General features: G+C 71.7%; 19 protein-coding genes. 11 read left to right on the forward strand and 8 right to left on the reverse strand.

Translation table 11 applies throughout. The features are described 5' to 3' along the window. Positions 1-57: 57 nt before the first annotated feature. The 4 genes from DVA86_RS32000 to DVA86_RS32015 form a co-directional block, all read right to left on the reverse strand. A complete protein-coding gene (locus DVA86_RS32000; RefSeq protein ID WP_208883535.1) occupies positions 58-1173 on the reverse strand; it encodes a GuaB3 family IMP dehydrogenase-related protein in 1116 nt (371 codons plus the stop codon). A gap of 201 nt (positions 1174-1374) precedes the next feature. Continuing rightward, positions 1375-2877 (reverse strand): IMP dehydrogenase, encoded by a 1503-nt coding sequence (gene guaB, locus DVA86_RS32005; RefSeq protein ID WP_208883537.1) that lies wholly within the window; start codon positions 2875-2877, stop codon positions 1375-1377. Between the two features lie 109 nt (positions 2878-2986). After that, positions 2987-3562 carry a sigma-70 family RNA polymerase sigma factor gene (locus DVA86_RS32010; RefSeq protein ID WP_281279337.1) on the reverse strand — a complete coding sequence of 192 codons (576 nt, stop codon included), beginning with the start codon at positions 3560-3562 and terminating at the stop codon, positions 2987-2989. Between the two features lie 479 nt (positions 3563-4041). Then, the gene (locus tag DVA86_RS32015) at positions 4042-4653 is read right to left on the reverse strand and encodes a response regulator transcription factor (protein ID WP_003948568.1); all 612 of its coding nucleotides are present in this window, start codon (positions 4651-4653) and stop codon (positions 4042-4044) included. Positions 4654-5025: 372 nt separating this feature from the next. Between DVA86_RS32015 and DVA86_RS32020 the strand changes: the two genes are divergently transcribed. The 3 genes from DVA86_RS32020 (at position 5026) to DVA86_RS32030 (ending at position 6681) form a co-directional block, all read left to right on the forward strand. Next, the gene (locus DVA86_RS32020; RefSeq protein WP_208883540.1) at positions 5026-5343 is read left to right on the forward strand and encodes a WhiB family transcriptional regulator; all 318 of its coding nucleotides are present in this window, start codon (positions 5026-5028) and stop codon (positions 5341-5343) included. 661 nt (positions 5344-6004) lie between these two features. Next, positions 6005-6298 carry an ArsR/SmtB family transcription factor gene (locus tag DVA86_RS32025; protein WP_208883541.1) on the forward strand — a complete coding sequence of 98 codons (294 nt, stop codon included), beginning with the start codon at positions 6005-6007 and terminating at the stop codon, positions 6296-6298. Further along, a complete protein-coding gene (locus DVA86_RS32030) occupies positions 6295-6681 on the forward strand; it encodes a VOC family protein (RefSeq protein ID WP_208883543.1) in 387 nt (128 codons plus the stop codon). The genes DVA86_RS32025 and DVA86_RS32030 overlap by 4 nt, the downstream gene beginning before the upstream one ends. Positions 6682-6808: 127 nt before the next feature. Here DVA86_RS32030 and DVA86_RS32035 read toward each other — a convergent pair whose 3' ends face one another. Then, complete coding sequence (locus tag DVA86_RS32035) at positions 6809-8188, reverse strand: family 43 glycosylhydrolase (protein ID WP_208883545.1); 1380 nt, start codon at positions 8186-8188, stop codon at positions 6809-6811. Positions 8189-8479: 291 nt separating this feature from the next. Then, the gene (locus DVA86_RS32040; protein WP_208883547.1) at positions 8480-8980 is read right to left on the reverse strand and encodes a MarR family winged helix-turn-helix transcriptional regulator; all 501 of its coding nucleotides are present in this window, start codon (positions 8978-8980) and stop codon (positions 8480-8482) included. A 133-nt stretch (positions 8981-9113) separates the two neighbouring features. Here DVA86_RS32040 and DVA86_RS32045 point away from each other — a divergent pair, with 133 nt between their 5' ends. The 8 genes from DVA86_RS32045 (at position 9114) to DVA86_RS32080 (ending at position 17641) form a co-directional block, all read left to right on the forward strand. Then, the gene (locus DVA86_RS32045) at positions 9114-9734 is read left to right on the forward strand and encodes an L-threonylcarbamoyladenylate synthase (protein ID WP_208883548.1); all 621 of its coding nucleotides are present in this window, start codon (positions 9114-9116) and stop codon (positions 9732-9734) included. Between the two features lie 100 nt (positions 9735-9834). Then, positions 9835-11130, forward strand: coding sequence for a sensor histidine kinase (locus DVA86_RS32050; RefSeq protein WP_342776391.1), 1296 nt, complete (start codon positions 9835-9837; stop codon positions 11128-11130). Next, complete coding sequence (locus DVA86_RS32055; RefSeq protein WP_208883551.1) at positions 11127-11828, forward strand: response regulator transcription factor; 702 nt, start codon at positions 11127-11129, stop codon at positions 11826-11828. Before DVA86_RS32050 ends, DVA86_RS32055 begins: the two co-directional genes overlap by 4 nt. 111 nt (positions 11829-11939) lie before the next feature. After that, positions 11940-12938, forward strand: coding sequence for an ABC transporter ATP-binding protein (locus DVA86_RS32060; RefSeq protein ID WP_208883553.1), 999 nt, complete (start codon positions 11940-11942; stop codon positions 12936-12938). After that, a complete protein-coding gene (locus DVA86_RS32065; RefSeq protein ID WP_208883555.1) occupies positions 12935-13687 on the forward strand; it encodes an ABC transporter permease subunit in 753 nt (250 codons plus the stop codon). The genes DVA86_RS32060 and DVA86_RS32065 overlap by 4 nt, the downstream gene beginning before the upstream one ends. Before the next feature lie 38 nt (positions 13688-13725). Then, entirely contained in the window at positions 13726-14769 is a 1044-nt protein-coding gene (locus DVA86_RS32070; protein WP_208883557.1) for an alpha/beta hydrolase, read from the forward strand. Between the two features lie 582 nt (positions 14770-15351). Next, positions 15352-16224: a GNAT family N-acetyltransferase gene (locus tag DVA86_RS32075; protein ID WP_208883559.1), complete on the forward strand. Its 873-nt coding sequence runs from the start codon at positions 15352-15354 to the stop codon at positions 16222-16224. A 34-nt stretch (positions 16225-16258) separates the two neighbouring features. Then, a complete protein-coding gene (locus DVA86_RS32080) occupies positions 16259-17641 on the forward strand; it encodes a sulfatase family protein (RefSeq protein WP_222623389.1) in 1383 nt (460 codons plus the stop codon). Between the two features lie 707 nt (positions 17642-18348). Here the strand turns inward: DVA86_RS32080 and rfbB are convergent. Continuing rightward, a complete protein-coding gene (rfbB, locus tag DVA86_RS32085; RefSeq protein WP_208883562.1) occupies positions 18349-19374 on the reverse strand; it encodes a dTDP-glucose 4,6-dehydratase in 1026 nt (341 codons plus the stop codon). Next, entirely contained in the window at positions 19371-20438 is a 1068-nt protein-coding gene (locus DVA86_RS32090; protein WP_208883563.1) for a glucose-1-phosphate thymidylyltransferase, read from the reverse strand. The genes rfbB and DVA86_RS32090 overlap by 4 nt, the downstream gene beginning before the upstream one ends. Positions 20439-20451: the final 13 nt, after the last annotated feature.

A 20451-nucleotide genomic window follows, 5' to 3' on the forward strand; every position in this document is an offset into this window, starting at 1 on the left:
GGCGACCGCGGGAACACCGTGGCTGGTCGCGCAGTTCCCCGCGCCCCTGGACGCTCGCTAACGCGAGCGGGCCACCATGACCTCGACGCGCTGGAACTCCTTCAGGTCGGAGTACCCCGTCGTGGCCATCGCGCGGCGCAGCGCGCCGAAGAAGTTCATCGAGCCGTCCGGCGTGTGCGACGGGCCGAGCAGGACCTCCTCCGTCGTGCCGACCGCGCCCAGGTCCATGCGCTTGCCGCGCGGGACGTCCTCGTGAACGGCCTCCATGCCCCAGTGGTGGCCACGGCCCGGCGCGTCCGTGGCGCGGGCCAGCGGGGAGCCGATCATCACGGCATCCGAGCCGCAGGCGATGGCCTTCGGCAGGTCGCCGGACCAGCCGACGCCGCCGTCGGCGATGACGTGCACGTACCGGCCGCCGGACTCGTCGAGGTAGTCCCGGCGGGCGGCCGCGACGTCCGCGACCGCGGTCGCCATCGGCACCTGGATCCCGAGCACGTTGCGGGTGGTGTGCGCGGCGCCGCCACCGAAGCCGACGAGGACGCCCGCGGCGCCCGTACGCATCAGATGCAGCGCGGCCGTGTACGTGGCGCAGCCGCCGACGATCACGGGCACGTCCAGCTCGTAGATGAACTGCTTCAGGTTCAGCGGCTCCGCCGCCGACGAGACGTGCTCGGCCGAGACCGTGGTGCCCCGGATGACGAAGATGTCGACGCCCGCGTCCACGACCGCTTTGGAGAACTGCGCGGTGCGCTGCGGCGACAGCGCGGCGGCCGTCACCACGCCCGAGTCCCGTACCTCCTTGATCCGCTGGCCGATCAGCTCCTCCTTGATCGGCTCCTCGTAGATCTGCTGCATACGGCGGTTCGCGGTGGCGCCGTCCAGCTCGGCGATCTCGGCGAGCACCGGCTCGGGGTCCTCGTAACGGGTCCACAGACCCTCGAGGTTCAGCACGCCCAGGCCGCCCAGCTGCCCGATGCGGATGGCGGTCTGCGGCGAGACGACCGAGTCCATGGGGGCGGCGAGGAACGGCAGTTCGAAGCGGTAGGCGTCGATCTGCCAGGCGATCGAGACCTCCTTCGGGTCACGGGTGCGCCGGCTCGGCACGACGGCGATGTCGTCGAAGGCGTACGCCTTGCGGCCGCGCTTGCCGCGCCCGATCTCGATCTCAGTCACGAATGAGCCCTTCCGTACGTAAGTTCTGCGCTGCGCTGACCAGTATGGCTCGCGGCCTCAGGGGCGCGGGGAACTGCGCGGTCAGCCCATGGCGGGCCGCACCCGCCGGCCTGCCGCCACGTGCCGGGTGCGCAGGCGCCATACGCGACCGACGGCCGTCACTGGCTGGTCGCGCCGTCCCCCGCGCCCCTGCGGACGCGGCTAGCGCCGCGAGTAGTTCGGCGCTTCCGTCGTCATCTGGATGTCGTGCGGGTGGCTCTCCTTGAGGCCCGCCGAGGTGATCCGGACGAAGCGGCCGTGCTCCTTCATCTCCGTCACGCTGCGCCCGCCGACGTAGAACATCGACTGCTTCAGCCCGCCGACCAGCTGGTGCACCACGGCCGACAGCGGCCCGCGGTACGGCACCTGGCCCTCGACGCCCTCGGGAATCAGCTTGTCGTCGGCGCCGACGTCCTCCTGGAAGTACCGGTCCTTGGAGAACGACCTGCTGTCGCCGCGCGACTGCATCGCGCCCAGCGAGCCCATCCCGCGGTACGACTTGAACTGCTTGCCGTTGATGAACAGCAGCTCGCCCGGCGACTCCTCGCAGCCCGCCAGCAGGCTGCCCAGCATCACCGTGTCGGCCCCGGCGACGAGCGCTTTCGCGATGTCCCCGCTGTACTGCAGGCCGCCGTCGCCGATGACCGGGACGCCCGCCTCGCGGGCCGCCAGCGCGGCCTCGTAGATCGCCGTGACCTGCGGCACCCCGATGCCCGCCACGACGCGCGTGGTGCAGATGGAGCCCGGTCCGACGCCGACCTTGATGCCGTCGGCGCCCGCGTCGATCAGCGCCTTGGCGCCGTCGCGGGTCGCGATGTTGCCGCCGATGACGTCGACCGACGAGTTCGACTTGATCTTCGCGACCATGTCGCCGACCAGCCGCGAGTGACCGTGTGCGGTGTCCACCACGATGAAGTCGACGCCCGCCTCGATCAGCGCCTGCGCCCGCTCGTACGCGTCGCCCGCCACGCCCACCGCCGCGCCGACGACGAGCCGGCCCTCGGCGTCCTTCGCGGCGTTCGGATACTGCTCGGCCTTCACGAAGTCCTTGACGGTGATGAGGCCCTTGAGCACGCCCTCGCCGTCGACCAGCGGCAGCTTCTCGATCTTGTGGCGGCGCAGCAGCTCCATCGCCTCGTCACGCGAGATCCCGACCTTGCCGGTGACCAGCGGCATCGGCGTCATGACCTCGCGGACCTGACGTGCGCGGTCCATCTCGAAGGCCATGTCGCGGTTGGTGACGATGCCGAGCAGCCGGCCGGCCGCGTCCGTGACCGGCACCCCGCTGATCCGGAACCGGCCGCACAGCGCGTCGGCCTCGCTCAGCGTCGCGTCCGGATGGATCGTGATCGGGTCGGTGACCATCCCCGACTCGGACCGCTTGACCCGGTCGGCCTGGACGGCCTGGTCCTCGATCGACAGGTTCCGGTGGAGCACGCCGACGCCGCCCTGCCGGGCCATGGCGATCGCCATCCGCGCCTCGGTGACCTTGTCCATGGCGGCGGACAGCAGCGGCACGTTCACCCGTACGTTCCGGGAGACCTGCGAGGAGGTGTCGATGTCCTGGGGTGCCATGTTGGACTCGCCCGGCAGGAGCAGCACATCGTCGTAGGTCAGCCCGAGCATGGCGAACTTGGCGGGCACTCCGTCGACGTTGTCTGTCATGACACCTTTCCAATGCTTGTGTGGCGGGGTAGTCCATGCTATCGGCCCGTGACCGGTGCACGGACCGTCCCGCCGGAGCGGGTGGCGGCGGGCCGCGGCGCCGGCCCCGTCACTGCTCGGCCAGCGCCCGCAGTCTGCTCAACGCCCGGTGCTGCGCCACCCGTACGGCACCGGGCGACATCCCGAGCATCTGCCCGGTCTCCTCGGCCGAGAGGCCCACCGCCACCCGCAGCAGCACCAGCTCGCGCTGGTGCTCGGGCAGGTTGGCGAGGAGCTTCTTGGCCCACTCGGCGTCGCTGCTCAGCAGCGCGCGCTCCTCGGGGCCCAGCGAGTCGTCCGGCTGCTCGGGCATCTCGTCCGACGGCACGGCCGTACTCCCCGGGCCGCGCATCGCGGCGCGCTGGAGGTCGGCGATCTTGTGCTGGGCGATGGCCACGACGAACGCCTCGAAGGGCTTGCCCGTGTCCCGGTACCGCGGCAGCGCGCACAGGACGGCGAGGCACACCTCCTGCGCCAGGTCGTCCACGAAGTGGCGGGCGTCACCGGGCAGCCGGGTCAGCCGGGTGCGGCAGTACCGCAGCGCCAGCGGGTGTACTCGTGCGAGCAGGTCGTGCGTGGCCTGCTCATCCCCCTCGACGGCACGCTGGACGAGGGCGCCGACCGGCGGGTGCTCGTCATCGCGCATCGGTCCATGGTGCACCGACGCCGCGCGTTCCGCCGCACCGCGCCCGCCTTTGTGCGTTGAAGCGTTATCACGGAGTGCGCCCGTAGCCATGCCGCTAGCCCGCCCCCTTCCGGGTCGTTACGCACCGCGCCGGTCGGCAACCTGATCGCTTCGTCCCGGCGCCTCGCGGCACCAGGAAGGGCATGTCCGCCATAAGGCCCTTCGCGGCTGGGTGAGATGCCCCCGGCGGTGCGCCGGGGTTGAGTCACACTCCCAAGCATGCGGCATAGCGCGGGCTTACGGCGACGACGCCCGTGCACCAGGGATGTACCAGGTACGTACGGAGCGCGCACGCGACCCCCGTACGCGGGCCGTCCGCCCCCTGCGCGCGCCGGCCGCGCGCCCCTCCTGAACGCAGTCGCCGGGCAGGCCGACGTACTCGGCCTGCCCGGCGACTGCGGGCACCGCGTCCCGCGTACGGGGACGGCTTCGGAGGGGAATCAGCGCACGAGGCCCCAACGGAAGCCGAGCGCCACCGCGTGGGCCCGGTCCGACGCGCCGAGCTTCTTGAACAGCCGCCGCGCATGCGTCTTCACCGTGTCCTCGGACAGGAAAAGCTCCCGCCCGATCTCGGCGTTCGACCTGCCATGGCTCATCCCCTCCAGCACTTGGATCTCGCGGGCCGTGAGTGTCGGCGCCGCACCCATCTCCGCGGACCGCAGCCGCCGTGGCGCGAGCCGCCACGTCGGGTCGGCCAGCGCCTGCGTGACCGTGGCCCTGAGCTCGGCACGCGAGGCGTCCTTGTGCAGATACCCCCTGGCGCCCGCGGCGACCGCGAGGGCCACCCCGTCCAGATCCTCGGCCACCGTGAGCATGATGATGCGCGCGCCGGGGTCGGCGGACAGCAGCCGCCGTACGGTCTCCACACCTCCCAGTCCGGGCATCCGGACATCCATCAGAATCAGGTCCGAGCGATCAGCACCCCAGCGGCGGAGGACTTCCTCGCCGTTGGCCGCCGTCGTCACGCGCTCGACACCGGGCACGGTCGCGACCGCGCGGCGGAGCGCTTCTCGGGCAAGCGGGGAGTCGTCGCATACGAGGACGGACGTCATGACCGCCCCCCGCAGCTGATGCGCATCACCTTGAGCCTCCAGGCTGTTACGAATCTTCACCTGTGCGATTGACAGCCCCGGTCCCGGACACTCGGTGCCCGAGACGGCTTCGTCAACCGCCTCCGCACTCTCAACGACGGTCACCCAAAAGAGTTACGGGCTTCCGCAGCCGCCTCGGACACTCTACGTGAGTGCGCGGACACGGATGAGCCATAGCGCGGCGCGGCGGCTCCCGCCCAGTAATGCCCTGTTTGGTCATGGTTTCTTTCGCTTTCACCGGGTAATAGCTAGATTCGGCAAAGAGTCATATTTACGGATCAGTGACTCACGTGTCTCAGTCCGCTACCGAGCACGCTCCCGAGAGGACACGCAATGGCAGACTTCTCCCGGCTCCCGGGCCCGAACGCCGACCTGTGGGACTGGCAGCTGCTGGCCGCCTGCCGGGGGGTCGACAGCTCCCTGTTCTTCCACCCGGAAGGGGAGCGCGGGGCGGCCCGCAGCGCGCGAGAGGCTTCCGCGAAAGAGGTGTGCATGCGGTGCCCGGTGCGCTCCGAGTGCGCGGCACACGCCCTGACGGTGCGGGAGCCGTACGGCGTCTGGGGCGGCCTCACCGAGGACGAGCGGGAAGAACTGATGGGCCGCGCGCGCAGCCGCCTGATCGCCGCCGCACCGAGCGGTTCACGCGGTTAGCCCCCCGTACGGTCGGCGCGTACGCCGGCCGTGTCCGCCCCTCCGCCGGTCCCTCCCCGCGGGTCCCTTCCCCACCTGGCTCTTATCCACATCTGACCCTGCCGACGACGGACAAGGTGTACGTCTCGCTGGGCGCTGTCCACGCCACAAATAACAAACGCCGCAGCGCAGACTACCAACACACCGACCCAATCCCCCTGAGAGCAAGCTCGATGACGGGGAGCGCACCTCAGCCACCGGGAAGAAGACCCGGAAGTCCTCCGGCGCCCGCGGGAAGCTGAACAAGGTCGGCCGCCGCTACCCGCTGGCGGCGGAGCTGGTGCGGCAGGTGCCCTGGCTGCGGCGTGCCGACGTGCCGCGCGTCGCCTGGGCTGTGCGGGCGGTCTCCGACGCCGGATTGACCGCAGCCGAGGTCCCTGCCTGGCTGGGGACCACTGCGGCCCCGACTGACGGTGCCAGGCGGCCGCCCGGGCTGCCTGCGTTCCGCCTGCGCGGTGTCACCGGCCCGCCCGGTTGGCGGACCCCCGCCCCGCGGTGCCAGGCCGTCCCGGCGTGCCGGCCCTCCCGCCCTCTGCCCGTGGCGGGAGGGGGCGCGCGTTGTCGCAGGTGCGTGCCTGCACCGCACTTGATAGGCAAGTCGCCACTTGCCTATTGTGGGGCCGTGACGGAAGATGTCTTCAAGGCGCTGGCCGACCCCACCCGCCGGCGCATCCTCGACGAACTGGTGGAGCGGGACGGCCAGACCCTCTTCGAGATATGCGGACGGCTGGTGACCAAGCACGGCCTCGGCCTGTCCCGCCAGGCGATCAGCCAGCACCTGGCCGTCCTGGAAGCCGCGGGCCTGGTCGTGACGCGCCGCCAGGGCCGCTACAAGTTCCACGACCTGAACACCCGGCCGCTCGAGCTCATCGTCACCCGATGGCTCAGGCCCGACCCCCCGGAGGGCACATCATGAGGATCCACCTGTCGAGCGTCTTCGTCGACGACCAGGAACAGGCCCTGCGCTTCTACACGGACGTGCTCGGCTTCGCGAAGAAGACCGAGGTCCCGCTGGGCGACGACCGGTGGCTGACCGTGGTCTCGCCGGAGGACCCCGACGGAACCGAACTGCTCCTCGAGCCCTCCGGCCACCCCGCGGTGCAGCCGTACAAGACTGCGCTGGTCCAGGACGGCATCCCGGCCACCTCCTTCGCCGTGGACGACGTACACGCGGAGTTCGGCCGGCTGCGCGAGCGCGGGGTGCGCTTCACCCAGGAGCCGCTGGAGATGGGCCCGGTGACCACCGCGGTCTTCGACGACACCTGCGGCAATCTGATCCAGATCGTGCACAGCGAGTAGGAGTTCCACCGCGCCCCCGGCAGCGTACGGCCGTGGCCACCTGCACCCGCCGCGTGGTCGCGCCGGGTTAGCCGGCCGCCGGCGGCCGCGGCCGGCCGGCGCGTCTCCGCGCCGGCGGCCTGCGCGGTCAGTCGGTGTCCCTGCCGCTCCGGTTGCGGCGCTTGACGTACAGGCGGTTGCCCTGCGGGCCGGTCCACTCCAGGCGTACGACGCCCGCCACGGCCGAGTCCGCGATGCGCGAGGGGTCGGACCAGTAGCCGAAGTTGGGGTTCCGGAAGAACGTCGCCCACGGGCGGCCCCGGTGGTCGGTGAAGAAGTTGTTGTGGCCCGCGCCGACACCGGCGGTCCAGCGCGGGGAGTACGGGCCCTCGAAGTGGTCGGAGACGGCGACGATCGCGTCGTACTGGTACTGGACGCGGCCCTGGCCGGGCGGGTCGTAGGCGTAGCGGGTGCTGCCGTCGGGGTTCAGCGAGGTGCGGTCCCAGGCGGCGTGCAGGAGGTGGTACTTGCCCGCGAACTTGAAGACGTAGGCGCCCTCCAGATACGGCTCCGGCTCGTACGGCTGCTGCTGGAAGCGCGGCAGGCCGGTGGTGGGGACGATGTCCTCCATGTCGTCCCGGAACCTCGCGTACTCGTCGTTGTGCAGGACGAGCCAGGCGTCGTCGCCCTCGGTGTAGAGGCTGCCGTCGATGTGGTGGTAGGCGCCGGGTTCGATGAACTTCGGGCCGCCGGCGACGGGGTCGCCGAAGGGCTTCTCGCGGTTGCCCTCGACGAGCCGGTACGGGCCTTCCACGCCGCCCTCGCTGACCAGCATGAACGAGCCGACCTTGCGGGAGTGGTCGCCCATGCAGGCGACGATGTACCAGGTGTCGCGGAAGCGGTGCAGCTCCGGCGCCCACACGTTGCCGCGCTTGCCGAACTCGTCGTCGTGCCAGTGCTCCTGCCAGGGCGCGACGACCATGCGCCCGGGCCGGTTCTCGCCGGCGAACTCCGGCGACCACACCTTGCCCTTCTCGGTGCCGGGCCGTACGCCGGTGGTGTCGGCCAGCTTCCACGGGCCCCGCAGGGACGGTGCCGTCCACACGAAGATGCCGTCGTTCCAGGGGGCGGCGGGTTCGAGCCCGGGCACGCGGGTGGTCCCCGTGGCGACGTACAGCGGACGGCCGTCGACCGTGAAGCAGTTGACGTACGTGTCCCTCATCCAGACCGAGCCGCGCTCCTCGTCGCGGGGGCGCAGTTCGAGGGGGAGGATGAACGAGTTGTCCTCGCGCGGCCACAGGTCCGGGCGGTTGTCGGCGAGGCCGTAGGTCTTGGGGTCGGACCAGTTCGCCGGGTACCGCCCGCCGGACGCGGTCTCCGCCGGCGCGCCTGCCGCGGGCGCGCCGTCCGCCGGCGCCGCGTGGGCGGCGGTCGCGGGTAGCGCCGCCGCCGCGCCCAGGGTGCCGGCGGCGGCCAGCAGCGAACGCCGGCCGAGCCGCGAACCGTTCTCGGAGCTGGTGCTGCTCATCAGCTACGTCCTCCTTCGTAGTCCAGGACACCGGTGCCCTGCCGGTGGGGGAGGCGCTGTCAGAGGGCCGTCCTGGGGATGGCTGTGTCGCACAGCATGCGAAGGTCGCCTATTTTCGTCAACACCCCGGAAAAATTAATCCGGAGGGAGGGGCCTGTGAGTGAATTTGTGCGCAGGCCCAACTTCGCAGGTCGGCAAGGGTGTTGGCGGCGCGCTCGCGGGATCACGATTGCGTAACGGCAACTGCCGGCGGGGCCGGGCCTCTTCGGCCGCGGCGGTCCGTCACGTGGCCTACGTGTCGCCCATCGACTCGAGCAGCCTGCGCAGCCCTTCGGCCAGTTGGTCGCACTCGTCGCGGCCGAAGGCGGCCCCGAGCATGCGCGCCTCGTTGGCCAGGTGGGCCTCCATGTACGCGCGCGTCGTCTCGTGGCCGTGCACGGTGAGGCGGATCTTGACCGTACGGCGGTCGCCCTCGTCGCGTACCCGCTCGACGAGGCCCTTGGCCTCCATCCGGTCGATCCGGTTGGTAATGGCCCCGGACGTCACCATCGACGCCTTGAGGAAGGCGCCGGCGGTCAGCTCGTAAGGCGGGCCGGACCGCTGGAGCGTGGTGAGCACGTCGACCTCGCCCAGTTCCAGGCCGCGTTCGGCCGCGAACGCCTTGAACTCGCGGTCGAGCGCGCGCCCCAGCCGCTGGAGCCGGCCCATCACCTGGACCGGCCACAGGTCGTCGGTGAGGTCCGGACGTTCCTTGGCCCACTGGCCGATGATCGCGTCCACGGCGTCGCTCATGGCCTCAGCGTGCCATGCCCGCGAGCCCCGCCCCGCCCCGCCGCCGTACGCCCGCCGCCCGCCGCCCGTACGGCCACGGGGCGTACGGCCGCCGCGTGCGCGTGTGCCGCGGCACAGGCCGTAGGGTCGACGGATGGCGAAGTACTTCGACGTGCACCCCGACAATCCGCAGCGGCGCACGATCAGCAACGTGGCCGACAGCATCCGCGGCGGCGCGCTCGTCGCGTACCCGACGGACTCCTGCTTCGCGCTCGGCTGCCAGCTCGGCAACCGGGACGGCATCGACCGCATCCGTACGATCCGGAAGCTGGGCGACCGGCACCACTTCACGCTCGTGTGCCAGGACTTCGCACAGCTGGGCCAGTTCGTGCAGGTCGACAACGACGTCTTCCGGGCGATCAAGGCGGCGACACCGGGCAGCTACACGTTCATCCTGCCCGCGACGAAGGAGGTGCCGCGCAGGCTGCTGCACCCGAAGAAGAAGACCGTCGGTGTCCGCATCCCCGACCACGTCGTCGCGCAGGCGCTGGTCGCCGAGCTCGGTGAGCCGCTCCTCTCCAGCACGCTGCTGCTGCCGGACGAGGAGGAGCCGATGACGGTGGGCTGGGAGATCAAGGAGCGGCTGGACCACGTCGTCGAGGCCGTGCTCGACTCCGGCGACTGCGGCACCGAGCCGACGACAGTGATCGACTTCTCGAGCGGCGAGGCGGAGGTCGTACGCCGGGGCGCGGGCGACACGGCACGCTTCGACTGACGCGCCCCCCCGAAGCGACCCGTACGGAAGCCCTTCGGGGCCGGCCGCCTACTCCCCGTGGCGTATGCGGCCCCGACGTGCCGCCCATACCGTGAGAGTCGTGACGACCCTCGACCGGCTCGACCCACTCCGTCACCTCCGCCACCAGGCGGACCGGGCACGGACGCGGACGCGACGTACGCGGGCACGCGCGGGGGCGGCCGTACGGGCGCGCCCGCTGCCGCCGCTCGCGGTGGACCTCGCGCTGGTGGCGGTCGTCGGCGTGCTCACGGGCGCCGACGCGGCAGTGAACGATCCGGAACACCGGCAGGCGGACTGGTTCACCTGGTTCCTGCTCGCGGTCTCCCTGCCGGCGCTCGTCTGGCGCCGCCGCCACCCGGTGCCGGTGGCGGTGGTGACGGGTGCGGCGTGCGCGGGCTGGGCGCTGTACGGGCACATCGGCGAGCTGCTGAACCTGCCGGTGATCGTCGCGCTGTACACGGTGGCCGTCCAGGGTGGCCGGCGCCGCACCCTGTGGACCGCGCTGGCCGCGTCCGCGGCCTCCGGCGCCGTCGCGCTGGAGGTGGGCCGCGACGTGGTCAACCCGCAGGGCCTGCCGGTGCTGGAGATGCTGTGGCCGCTGGTGCCCCTGCTGCTGGGCGAGGTCGTGCGTACGCGCAGGCAGCTGCTCGACGAGTACGCCCGCCGCGCCGCACAGGCGGAGGCCGAACGCGAACGGGAGGCCGCCCGCCGCGTACGGGAGGAACGCGTACGGATCGCGCGCGAGCTGCACGACATCGTGGCGCACACGGTGGCGGCGATGACCGTGCACAGCGGCGTCGCGCTGGACGCGCTGGACGGCAAGCCGGAGGTGGCGCGGAAGGCCATGGCGCAGGTACGGGACTCGGGCCGGGAGGCCGTACGCGAGCTGCGCGCCACGGTGGGCGTGCTGCGGGAGGACGCGGACGAGACGACCGCTCCGGCGCCGCGCCTCGCCGAGCTGGACGAGCTGGTGGAACGCTTCGCGGGCAGCGGAGTCGAGACGGTGCTGCGCCGGGCGGACGGGCCCGCGGGGGACCGTTCCGCGGACGGCCTCGGCCCGCCGGCGCCCATCACCGAACTGGCCGCCTACCGCATCGTGCAGGAGGCACTCACCAACGTGATCAAGCACTCCGGCGCACGCCACGCCGCCGTGTCCGTACGGCGCGACGGTGACCGCCTCCTCGTGGAGGTCGTGGACGACGGCCCCGGCACGGGCCCTGATACGGGCACCGGCACGAGCACCACCGGCGGCTTCGGCCTGATCGGCATGCGCGAGCGCGCGGCGGCCGTCGGCGGCGCCCTCGACTGCGGCCCGGTGCCCGGCGGCGGCTTCCGCGTACGCGCATCCCTCCCCGTCGACGGCGGCACCCCGTGAACGCGCCCGACGCGAACGGGCCCGCCCCCGCGCCCGTACGGCTCGTGCTCGCGGACGACCAGACCGTTGTACGGGCGGGCTTCCGCGCCCTGTTCGACCTGACCGGCGACCTCGTGGTCGTCGCCGAGGCCGCCGACGGGCGGCAGGCGGTGGAGGCGGTCCGTACGACGCGCCCCGACGTGGTGCTGATGGACATCCGCATGCCCGGCCTCGACGGCATCGAGGCCACCCGCCGCATCGCCGCCGACCCCGAACTCGACCGGGTGCGCGTGATCATGCTGACGACGTACGAGGTGAACGCGTACGTCTTCGAGGCGCTCCGGCACGGCGCCGCCGGCTTCCTACTCAAAGACATCGACCCGGACGAGCTGCGCGCCGCCGTCCGTACGGTCGCCGCCGGGCAGAGCCTGCTGGCGCCCGCGGTGACACGGAGCGTGATCGAGGAGTTCGCACGGCTCAAGGCGCCCGAGGCGGCGGGCGCGGAACGGCTCGCGGTGCTCACCGAGCGGGAACGCGAGGTGATGGCGCTCGTCGCGGCGGGCCTCGCCAACGACGAGATCGGACGCGAGCTGATCATGAGCCCGCTGACCGCGAAGACCCATGTCAGCCGGGCCATGACGAAGCTGGGCGCGCGGGACAGGGCGCAGCTGGTGATCCTCGCGTACGAGACGGGGCTGGTCAGGGCGGGGGAGCGGTGAACCGGCCGCAGGACCTGTCGTAGGGGGGCAACTCCCGCTACGCCCCGCGGAGTAGCAGCCGACTCCCGCCGGCGGATGTCCGTACGCGGCACCGTCCCTAGCGTCGGCGGCATGATCGAAGCAACCGGACTCACCAAGCGCTACGGCGACAGGACCGCCGTCGACGCCCTCTCCTTCCGGGTGCCGCCCGGCAAGGTCACCGGCTTCCTCGGCCCGAACGGCGCGGGCAAGTCGACGACCATGCGCCTGATCCTCGGCCTCGACGCGGCGACGTCGGGCACGGTGACGGTCGGCGGCCGGCGCTACGGGCGGCTGGGCGCGCCCCTGCGGTCGGTCGGGGCGCTGCTGGACGCGAAGGGCGTGCACGGCGGGCGTTCCGCGTACCGGCATCTGGCAGGGCTCGCGGCCAGCAACGGCATCCCCCGCACCCGCGTGGACGAGGTACTGGAACTCGTCGGGCTGCCGCCCGCGACCGCGCGCAAGCGGACGAAGGGCTTCTCGCTCGGCATGGGCCAACGCCTGGGCATCGCCGCCGCCCTGATCGGCGACCCGGAGGTGCTCATCCTGGACGAGCCCGTCAACGGGCTCGACACCGAGGGCATCCGCTGGATCCGCGACCTCATGAAGTCCCTGGCGGCGGAGGGCCGTACGGTCTTCCTCTCCAGCCACCTGATGAGCGAGATGGAGCTGACCGCCGACCACCTCATCGTGATCGGCCGCGGGAGGCTCCTCGCCGACACCCCCATGCGCGACTTCCTCGCCGCGCACGCGCAGGCGCACACGCTCGTACGGACGCCGGAGCCGGAACGCCTGCGGCAGCTGCTGGAGGTCCGGGGTGCCACCGTACGGCTCGACCCGCGCGGCGGCTGGCAGGTGGCCGGCCCGGACGCCGAGGCCATCGGTGACCTGGCACGGGACCACGGGCTGGCGGTGCACGAACTGACGCCCGCGCGCTCCTCCCTGGAGGAGGTCTACACGGCGATGGCGCAGCCGTCGGTCGAGTACCGCACGGGTGACGGAAAGAGTGCCGCCACACGCGCGGCCACGCCTGCGGAGGCCTCCGCGGACACGTCCGTACGCACCAACACACAGGAGGAGTGGGTCCGATGACGCCCCGTGCGGGATTCCGGCAGGTGTACGCCTACGAGTGGATCAAGTTCTTCAGCGTCCGCTCCCTCCTGTGGACGACGGTGGCGACGGGAGTGGTGCCCGTACTGGGCGCGGTGTTCGTCGCCGCCACCGGCAGCCTGCAGCCCGACGACACCGTGATCGGCGGCAGCCTCACGCTGTCCGTCGTCGCCCAGATGCTGGCCGCCGTGGTCGGCGCGCTGGCGGTGTGCGGCGAGTACAGCAGCGGCACGATGCGCACCACCCTCGCCGCCTGCCCGCGGCGCGGCACCGTACTGGCCGCGAAGGGCGCACTGGTGGCGGCGGTGCTGTACGTACTGGCGCTGGCGTCGTGCAGTACGGCGTACGTGCTGGGCGACGCCCTGCTGCCCGCGTCGCACCCGCAGGGTGAGCCGCTGCCCGCGCTGTTCGGGGTGGCCGCGTCGTTCTCCGTCGCGGGGCTGCTGGGACTGGCGGTGGGCACACTCGTACGGCACTCGGCCGGGTCGGTCACGGCCGTGCTCGGGCTGCTGATGCTGCCGTCGATGTTCGGCCCGCTGCTGGGCGGCGCCGAACGCTGGGTCGCGGGCATCTCCCCGACGGCTGCCCTGGAGAAGCTCACGCAGACGTCGGACGCGACGGCGGAGGCCGTCGGTTCGCTGGGCGGCTGGCCCTCGCTGCTGCTCGTCACGGGCTACACGGCGGCACTGCTGCTGGCTGCCGCGACGGCCCTGCGCACCCGCGACGTCTGAACGTTCCGCGCCACCCGCTCACCGGAGAGGAGAAAGCCATGACGGAGCACAGGAAGCCTCCGGAAGCCGCCCCCGCCCCACCGGACGGCGCCGCCGCCCGCAAAACGCCACCCTTCCGGCGGCGCGTACTGCGCCCGGGCGTCATCACCGAACGCCGCCGCGGGCGGCGCGTCACCGACCTTCGGGTGGCGTCGCCCGGACTGGACGACGTGGCCACCGTACGGCTGCTGACGCCGGACGGCTGGCGCCGCGGCAGCTCCCGTACGGCGGACGCCCGTTCCCGTACGGCTGCCGCCCGTTGGCCGGTGCTCCTCCTGCTGCCCGGCGCCGACGGAGAGTGCACCGACTGGACAGAGCTGTACGGCATCGCCGAACTGCCGCAGCTGCGCGACGTCCTCGTGGTGATGCCGTCGATGCCCCTCTACGGCTTCTGCACGGACTGGTGGAACGGCGGCGCCGGCGGCCCGCCCGCAGTGGAGACCTTCCACCTGGACGAACTTCTTCCGCTGCTGGAACGCGACTACGGCGCGGGCACCCGCCGCGTCGTCGCCGGGCAGTCGCAGGGCGGCTTCGGCGCGCTGTCGTACGCCGCACGGCGGCCGGGCCTGTTCCGCGCGGTGGCGAGCTTCAGCGGATTCGTGCATCCGCTGCGGCACACGCGGGCGGTGCGCACCGGCTGCGCGTACCTGGGCATCGACTGGCGGGACGTCTGGGGCGATCCCGTACGCGACCGCGCCAACTGGCTGGCCCACGCGCCGTACCACCTCGCGGAACGGCTGCGCGGCAGCCCCGTGTACCTGTCGTGCGGCGACGGACGGGCGGGCCCGCTCGACCGGCCGGACGACGAACCGGAGGAGGACATCCCGGGGCTGGAGGACCCGGATGATCCGTTCCCGGAGGACGCCGTCTCGCCGTTCGAGGTGATCATGCGGGACGAGAACGAGGCGCTGGCGGACCGACTGCACACCGCAGGCGTGTCCGTACGGACGCACTTCACGTCCGGCACGCACTCACCGCCGTACTGGGGACGCGAGTTGCGGCGGGCGCTGCCGACGCTGCTGCGGGAGCTGCGCGGGGCGTGAGGGCGTGAGGGCCGCGCGGGGTGGGCGCGTAAGGCGAATTTCCTGGGGCATATGCCCAGGCGCGCCGGGGAGAGGCGTGTCCAACACCCGTAGGGAAAACGGGTATTGTGACGGGAGCGCGCGGTCGGCACCGGTTCCGGATTTTCCGCCGGTGGCTCGTCCGCGCAGGGTGATTCCGCACGGCCGCGTGTCTCTTGGAGACGTTGTGTATGCAGACGGTCTCGTGCCCGCGGGCACGAGCGTAAGACGCCTCTCCGTTCCCAACGGGCGGAGACCGGGCGTCGGCTGCCCTTCGCACTCGGTACGCCGCAGCGTCGGCCGAGGCTGAATTCACCTTTTCTTTTCCTGTTATCCGGTTCCCGGTTTCTCCTTCTTCTCCGCGCCGCCCGGCGGTGCGCTGACGCGTGCCCGCGCACCCGCGTGCGCGTGCCTCGCGCGCGCCCCTACGGGTGCACGCTGAGCTGGTACGGAGGGCCCGGAACCGGGTCGTCCGTGCGCTGCCGCGCGGCTGGCCGAGGCCTGCCGTGCGGAAATCCGGTGCGCGGCCGATGAGCCGCCCCCCGCATGAAGGAAACATTGCGCGTGAGCACCACCACTGTTCCGCTTGCCGCCCGCGATCTGGATCGCTTCTCCTGCCCGCCGCGCGTGTGGAGATTCCGTTCAGGATTCCGCGTCGCGTTGTGGTCGGCGCCGCACCGGCTGGACGCCGAAAGCCGCCGGCGTATCCAGGAGTTCATCGTCTCGGCCTCCAGTGCGGTATTCAAAGACGCCGACCACTCCGCGTACTGGGAAGCGAAGAAGGACTACTTCGACAAGCTCTCGGCATTCGCGCTCATCATCGCCCCGGACGGTGAACTGGCCGGCTGGGGCGGCTACCACTCGAAGCGGTTCGCGCGCCGCCGTGTGCTCTACCTCGACGCCGCCGGAGTGCTGCCGCGCTACCAGCGCTACAAGCTCTCCAGCAAGCTGGTCTCGCTGTTCTACGTCCTGGAGCGCGTACGGCACGCGGGGCGCGGCGCGTACCTCGTGCTGCGGACGCAGAACCCGGCCGTACACGCGGGCACCACGAAGATCCTGGGCCCGGAGAAGGTCTTCCCGCAGCGGGCGGAGCCGGTCCCGGAGGCCGTACGGCAGATAGCCCGCGAGACCTGCGACTGGCTCGGACAGGAGCATCTGCTCGACCCCGACACGCTGATCGTCCGGGACGCGTACAAGGACGTGCTGACGGAGGTCTACGGCGAGCAGCCGACGAGCGGAAACCGCCAGGCGGACGCCTACTTCGGGCAGTCGCTGGGACCGCACGACGCGGTGGTCGTGGTCATCAAGACCGGGCTGGCGGCGGTGGCGGCGTTCGCGGTGCGGGAGAAGTTCAAGGCCTTGTCGGCCGGTTGGGCGCGTGATACGAAGAAAAAGAAATCGATTTCACGCACCACTCCGATTTCCCGCAGCACTTAGACCGTGCACCACGTGAACCGCTGAGGAGAGCCCCTTGCGAGACCGTGCAGCGAAGCGAATGGGCCGACGTGAGCTGATCACCCGAACCTCCGCCGCGGCCGTGTCCGGCGCCGCCGTGCTGGGCGCCGCGGAGGGCACCCGCGCCGCGGCCGCCGACCGTCGCGGCGCGTCGGGCGGCCGGCCGCGCAGTCGTCCGAACATCCTGCTCATCTACACCGACGACCTCGGTTACGGCGACTTCAGCTGCTACGGCTCGACCGGAATCCGCACTCCCCGTATCGACCGCCTCGCCCGGGAGGGCGTGCGCTTCACGGACGCCTACGCCGGCGCCGTCGTGTGCACGCCGTCCCGGGCGGCGCTGCTCACGGGGCGGGTCGGGCCGCGCGCCGGACTGCCCCGCGTGCTCTTCCCGGAGGATGAAAACGGTCTCTCGGACGACGAGCGGATCATCCCCGAGTACCTCAAGTCGGCGGGCTACGCGACGACCTGCATCGGCAAGTGGCACCTCGGCGCGAAGCCCGAGCACAACCCGACGCGGCACGGCTTCGACCACTTCTTCGGCGCGCTGTACAGCAACGACATGACACCGTTCGAGCTGTGGCGCGACGAGGAGGTGGTCGAGTCCGTCGTCGACCAGTCCACGCTGACCCGGCGATACACCGAAGAGGCGGTCGCCGCCATGGACCGGAGCGGCGACCAGCCGTTCTTCATCTACGTCGCGGAATCGATGCCACACATCCCGCTGCACGTCGAGCCCCGCTTCGAGGGCGCCTCCGACGCGGGCCTCTACGGCGATGTGATCCAGTCCCTCGACCACTACGTCGGGGTGCTCCTCGACGCCCTCCGCGAGCGCGGCCTCGAAGAGGACACGCTCGTCATCCTCACGAGCGACAACGGCCCCTGGTTCGAGGGGTCTTCGGGCGGCCTGCGCGGCCGCAAGATCTACACGTACGAAGGCGGCCTGCGCGTCCCCTGCATCGCCCGCTGGCCCGGCGTCACCCCGGCCGGGAAGGTGTCCGAGCTGCCGGTGTCGGTCCTGGACCTGCTGCCGACGTTCTGCGCGTACGCCGGTATCACGCCGGACCCGGGCGTGACCCTCGACGGCTGCGACATCCGCTCCGTGCTGGAGGGCGCCGACACCGCCGAACACACCCCGATCTACTACTTCGACGACCTCGGCCGCACCCTCGACGCCGTACGCGACGGCCGCTGGAAGCTCCACGTACGGCGGCACATAGAGAACCCGGACGACCCGGACAGGGACCAGCGGGAGCTGCCCGAGCTGTACGACCTCGAACGCGACCCCACGGAGAGCTACAACGTCTCGGAGAGCCACCCGGCGGTCGTACGGCGGCTGCGGCGGCTGATCGAGGAGTTCGAGTCGGACGTGAAGGCGGAGCTCGCGAAGGCCGGTTAGCGGACCGGGGGCCGCGCGGGCCGTACGGCGGCGCGCGGGCCGTACGGCCGCCGTACCGCCGGTCGCGGGGCCGCGCGCTGGTCGTACGGCGGCGCGTGGGGGCGCGTGGGGGCGCCCCCACGCGCGGCGCCCCGCCCCTCGCGCCGCTTCGCCGGTCGCAAAACGGTGTGTGCCCGTCTCGTCACGCAGTAGGTTCGGTTCGCGCGCTGCTTGCAGCGGAGTTCGCCAAACTCGCCGACTTCGGCGCCGCGTACCGCGTCGGCGGCAAGGAGACGATCACCCCCAACGGCGCCATCGGCTACACCCCCGACTACGCCGCGGCCGAGGCCGTACGGGGAGGGCCGGGCCCGGCCTCCGACGTGTTCTCGCTCGGCGCCACGGTGTACGCGCTGGCCACGGGGAACCCGCCGCGCCGTGGCTACGGCGCGCGGGCTGCCGGGGCTGCCGGCGTTGTCGCGGGTGACCGGGAAGGGCCCGCGTACGGCGTGAGCGGCGTGAGTGACGTGTACGACGCCGGACGCGACGCCGCCCGCGGCATCGTCGAGATGCGCGCGGACGTCGGCCCGCTCGGCGACGTCCTCCGCGCGATGCTCGAACGCGACCCCGCCGCCAGGCCCGACGCCGCCGAGGCACGCGCGCGCCTGGAGGCCGTCGCCGCCGCCCCCGAGGCCCTGGCCGAACTCCCGCCCGTGTGGGGGGTGCGGAGTTCAGCGCACCAGGGGGACGGGGGTGGTCTGTTTCTTCAGGGGTTCCCACCAGGCGCGGTTGTCGCGGTACCAGGCGACGGTCTCGGCGAGGCCGGCGGTGAAGTCCTTGCGGGGGCGGTAGCCGAGTTCGGTGCGGAGCTTCGTCCAGTCGAGGGCGTAGCGCCGGTCGTGGCCCTTGCGGTCCGTGACGTGCTCGACCATGTCCCAGTCGGCGCCGCACGCGTCCAGGAGGAGCTGGGTGAGCTCCTTGTTGCTGAGCTCCGTGCCGCCGCCGATGTTGTAGACCTCGCCGGGGCGGCCGTCCTGCCGTACGCGTTCGATGCCCTGCACGTGGTCGTCGATGTGCAGCCAGTCCCGTACGTTGCCGCCGTCGCCGTACAGCGGCACCGGCAGGCCGTCCAGCAGGTTCGTGATGAACAGCGGGATGACCTTCTCCGGGAAGTGGTGGTGCCCGTAGTTGTTGGAGCAGCGCGTGACGCGGACGTCGAGGCCGTGGGTGCGGTGGTACGAGAGGGCCAGCAGGTCGCTGGACGCCTTGGCCGCGGCGTACGGGGAGTTGGGCGCGAGCGGCCACTCCTCGGTCCACGCGCCCTCGTCGATGGAGCCGTACACCTCGTCGGTGGAGATGTGCACGAAGGTGTGTACGCCCTGCCGCAGCGCCGCGTCCAGCAGCACCTGCGTGCCGAGCACGTTCGTGCGGACGAACTCGGTGGAGCTGAGGATCGACCGGTCGACGTGCGACTCGGCGGCGAAGTGCACGATCTGGTCGTGCTCGGCGGCCAGTCCGTCGACGAGCTCCGCGTCGCAGATGTCGCCGTGTACGAAGCGGAGGCTGCCGTGCCCGTCCAGTTCGTCGAGGTTGGTGAGGGTGCCCGCGTACGTGAGCTTGTCCAGCACCGTGATCCGTACGCCGCCGGGGCCGTCCGGGCCGAGCATGGTGCGCACGTAGTGGGAGCCGATGAAGCCGGCGCCGCCCGTGACGAGGATGCGGGTCACCGCGCCGTGGCGGGGGTTCTGGTCGGTCATGACGTGATCTGCACCTTGCCGTGGTCGCCGATGACGAGCCGGTGCGTGGCCGGTACGCGCGGCGCGTACGAGACCTGCACGTGGCGGCCGACGAGGGAGCCCTCGACGCGGCGGATGCCGTCGAAGGACGCGTCGCGCATCACGATGGAGAACTCGATCTCGCTGTTCAGAATGCTGCAGTTCTCCGCGATGGAGGTGGAGGGCCCGACGTACGAGTTCTCCACGACGGTGCCCGCTCCGATCGTCGCCGGGCCGACGATGCGGGAGCCGCGGACCCGGGCGCCCTCGTCGATCCGTACGCGGCCGACGATCTCGCTGGTGTCGTCCACGTCGCCCTCGATACGGGTCTCCAGCCGCTCCAGGAGCGTGCAGTTGACCTCGAGCATGTCCGGGACGTTCCCGGTGTCCTTCCAGTACCCGGTGATCATCGTGGAGCGTACGTCGCGGCCCTCGTCGATGAGCACCTTGATGGCGTCGGTGATCTCGAGTTCGCCGCGCCAGGACGGCTTGATGGCGGCGACGGCGTCGTGCACGGCGGGGGTGAAGAGGTACACGCCGGCGATCGCGAGATCGCTCTTGGGGTGCTCCGGCTTCTCCTCCAGGGCGCAGATCCGCCCCTCCTCGTCCAGGGTGGCAACACCGAACGAGGAGGGGTCGGACACCTTGGTCAGCAGGATGCGCGCGTCGGGGCGCTCCTGCCGGAAGTCGTCGACCAACTCGGTGATGCCGTCGAAGACGAAGTTGTCACCGAGGTACATCACGAAGTCGTCGTCGGCGAGGAAGTCACGCGCGATGGCCACCGCGTGGGCGAGGCCCAGCGGCGAGTCCTGCCGGAGGTAGGTCACCTTCAGACCGAAGTCCGCGCCGTCGCCGACCGCCTGCCGGATCTCCGGCTCCGTCTGCCCGACGATCATGCCGACCTCGGTGATACCGGCCGCGGCGATGGCTTCGAGCCCGTAGAAGAGGATGGGCTTGTTGGCGACGGGGACGAGTTGCTTCGCGGACGTGTGGGTGATGGGGCGCAGCCGCGTACCCGATCCCCCCGAGAGCACGAGTGCCTTCACGATTCCATCCCGG

It is taken from the genome of Streptomyces armeniacus (assembly GCF_003355155.1).
In the GTDB taxonomy this organism is placed as follows: Bacteria; Actinomycetota; Actinomycetes; order Streptomycetales; family Streptomycetaceae; genus Streptomyces; species Streptomyces armeniacus.

Excerpts from the sequence above, each read along its gene's own strand:
- DVA86_RS32015 (WP_003948568.1), bottom strand. The coding sequence starts at position 4,653 with ATGACGTCCGTCCTCGTATGCGACGACTCCCCGCTTGCCCGAGAAGCG.
- DVA86_RS32035 (WP_208883545.1), bottom strand. The coding sequence starts at position 8,188 with ATGAGCAGCACCAGCTCCGAGAACGGTTCGCGGCTCGGCCGGCGTTCG.
- DVA86_RS32030 (WP_208883543.1), top strand. The coding sequence starts at position 6,295 with ATGAGGATCCACCTGTCGAGCGTCTTCGTCGACGACCAGGAACAGGCC.
- DVA86_RS32060 (WP_208883553.1), top strand. The coding sequence starts at position 11,940 with ATGATCGAAGCAACCGGACTCACCAAGCGCTACGGCGACAGGACCGCC.
- guaB (WP_208883537.1), bottom strand. The coding sequence starts at position 2,877 with ATGACAGACAACGTCGACGGAGTGCCCGCCAAGTTCGCCATGCTCGGG.
- DVA86_RS32020 (WP_208883540.1), top strand. The coding sequence starts at position 5,026 with ATGGCAGACTTCTCCCGGCTCCCGGGCCCGAACGCCGACCTGTGGGAC.
- DVA86_RS32010 (WP_281279337.1), bottom strand. The coding sequence starts at position 3,562 with ATGCGCGATGACGAGCACCCGCCGGTCGGCGCCCTCGTCCAGCGTGCC.
- rfbB (WP_208883562.1), bottom strand. The coding sequence starts at position 19,374 with ATGACCGACCAGAACCCCCGCCACGGCGCGGTGACCCGCATCCTCGTC.
- DVA86_RS32065 (WP_208883555.1), top strand. The coding sequence starts at position 12,935 with ATGACGCCCCGTGCGGGATTCCGGCAGGTGTACGCCTACGAGTGGATC.
- DVA86_RS32070 (WP_208883557.1), top strand. The coding sequence starts at position 13,726 with ATGACGGAGCACAGGAAGCCTCCGGAAGCCGCCCCCGCCCCACCGGAC.
- DVA86_RS32045 (WP_208883548.1), top strand. The coding sequence starts at position 9,114 with ATGGCGAAGTACTTCGACGTGCACCCCGACAATCCGCAGCGGCGCACG.
- DVA86_RS32040 (WP_208883547.1), bottom strand. The coding sequence starts at position 8,980 with ATGAGCGACGCCGTGGACGCGATCATCGGCCAGTGGGCCAAGGAACGT.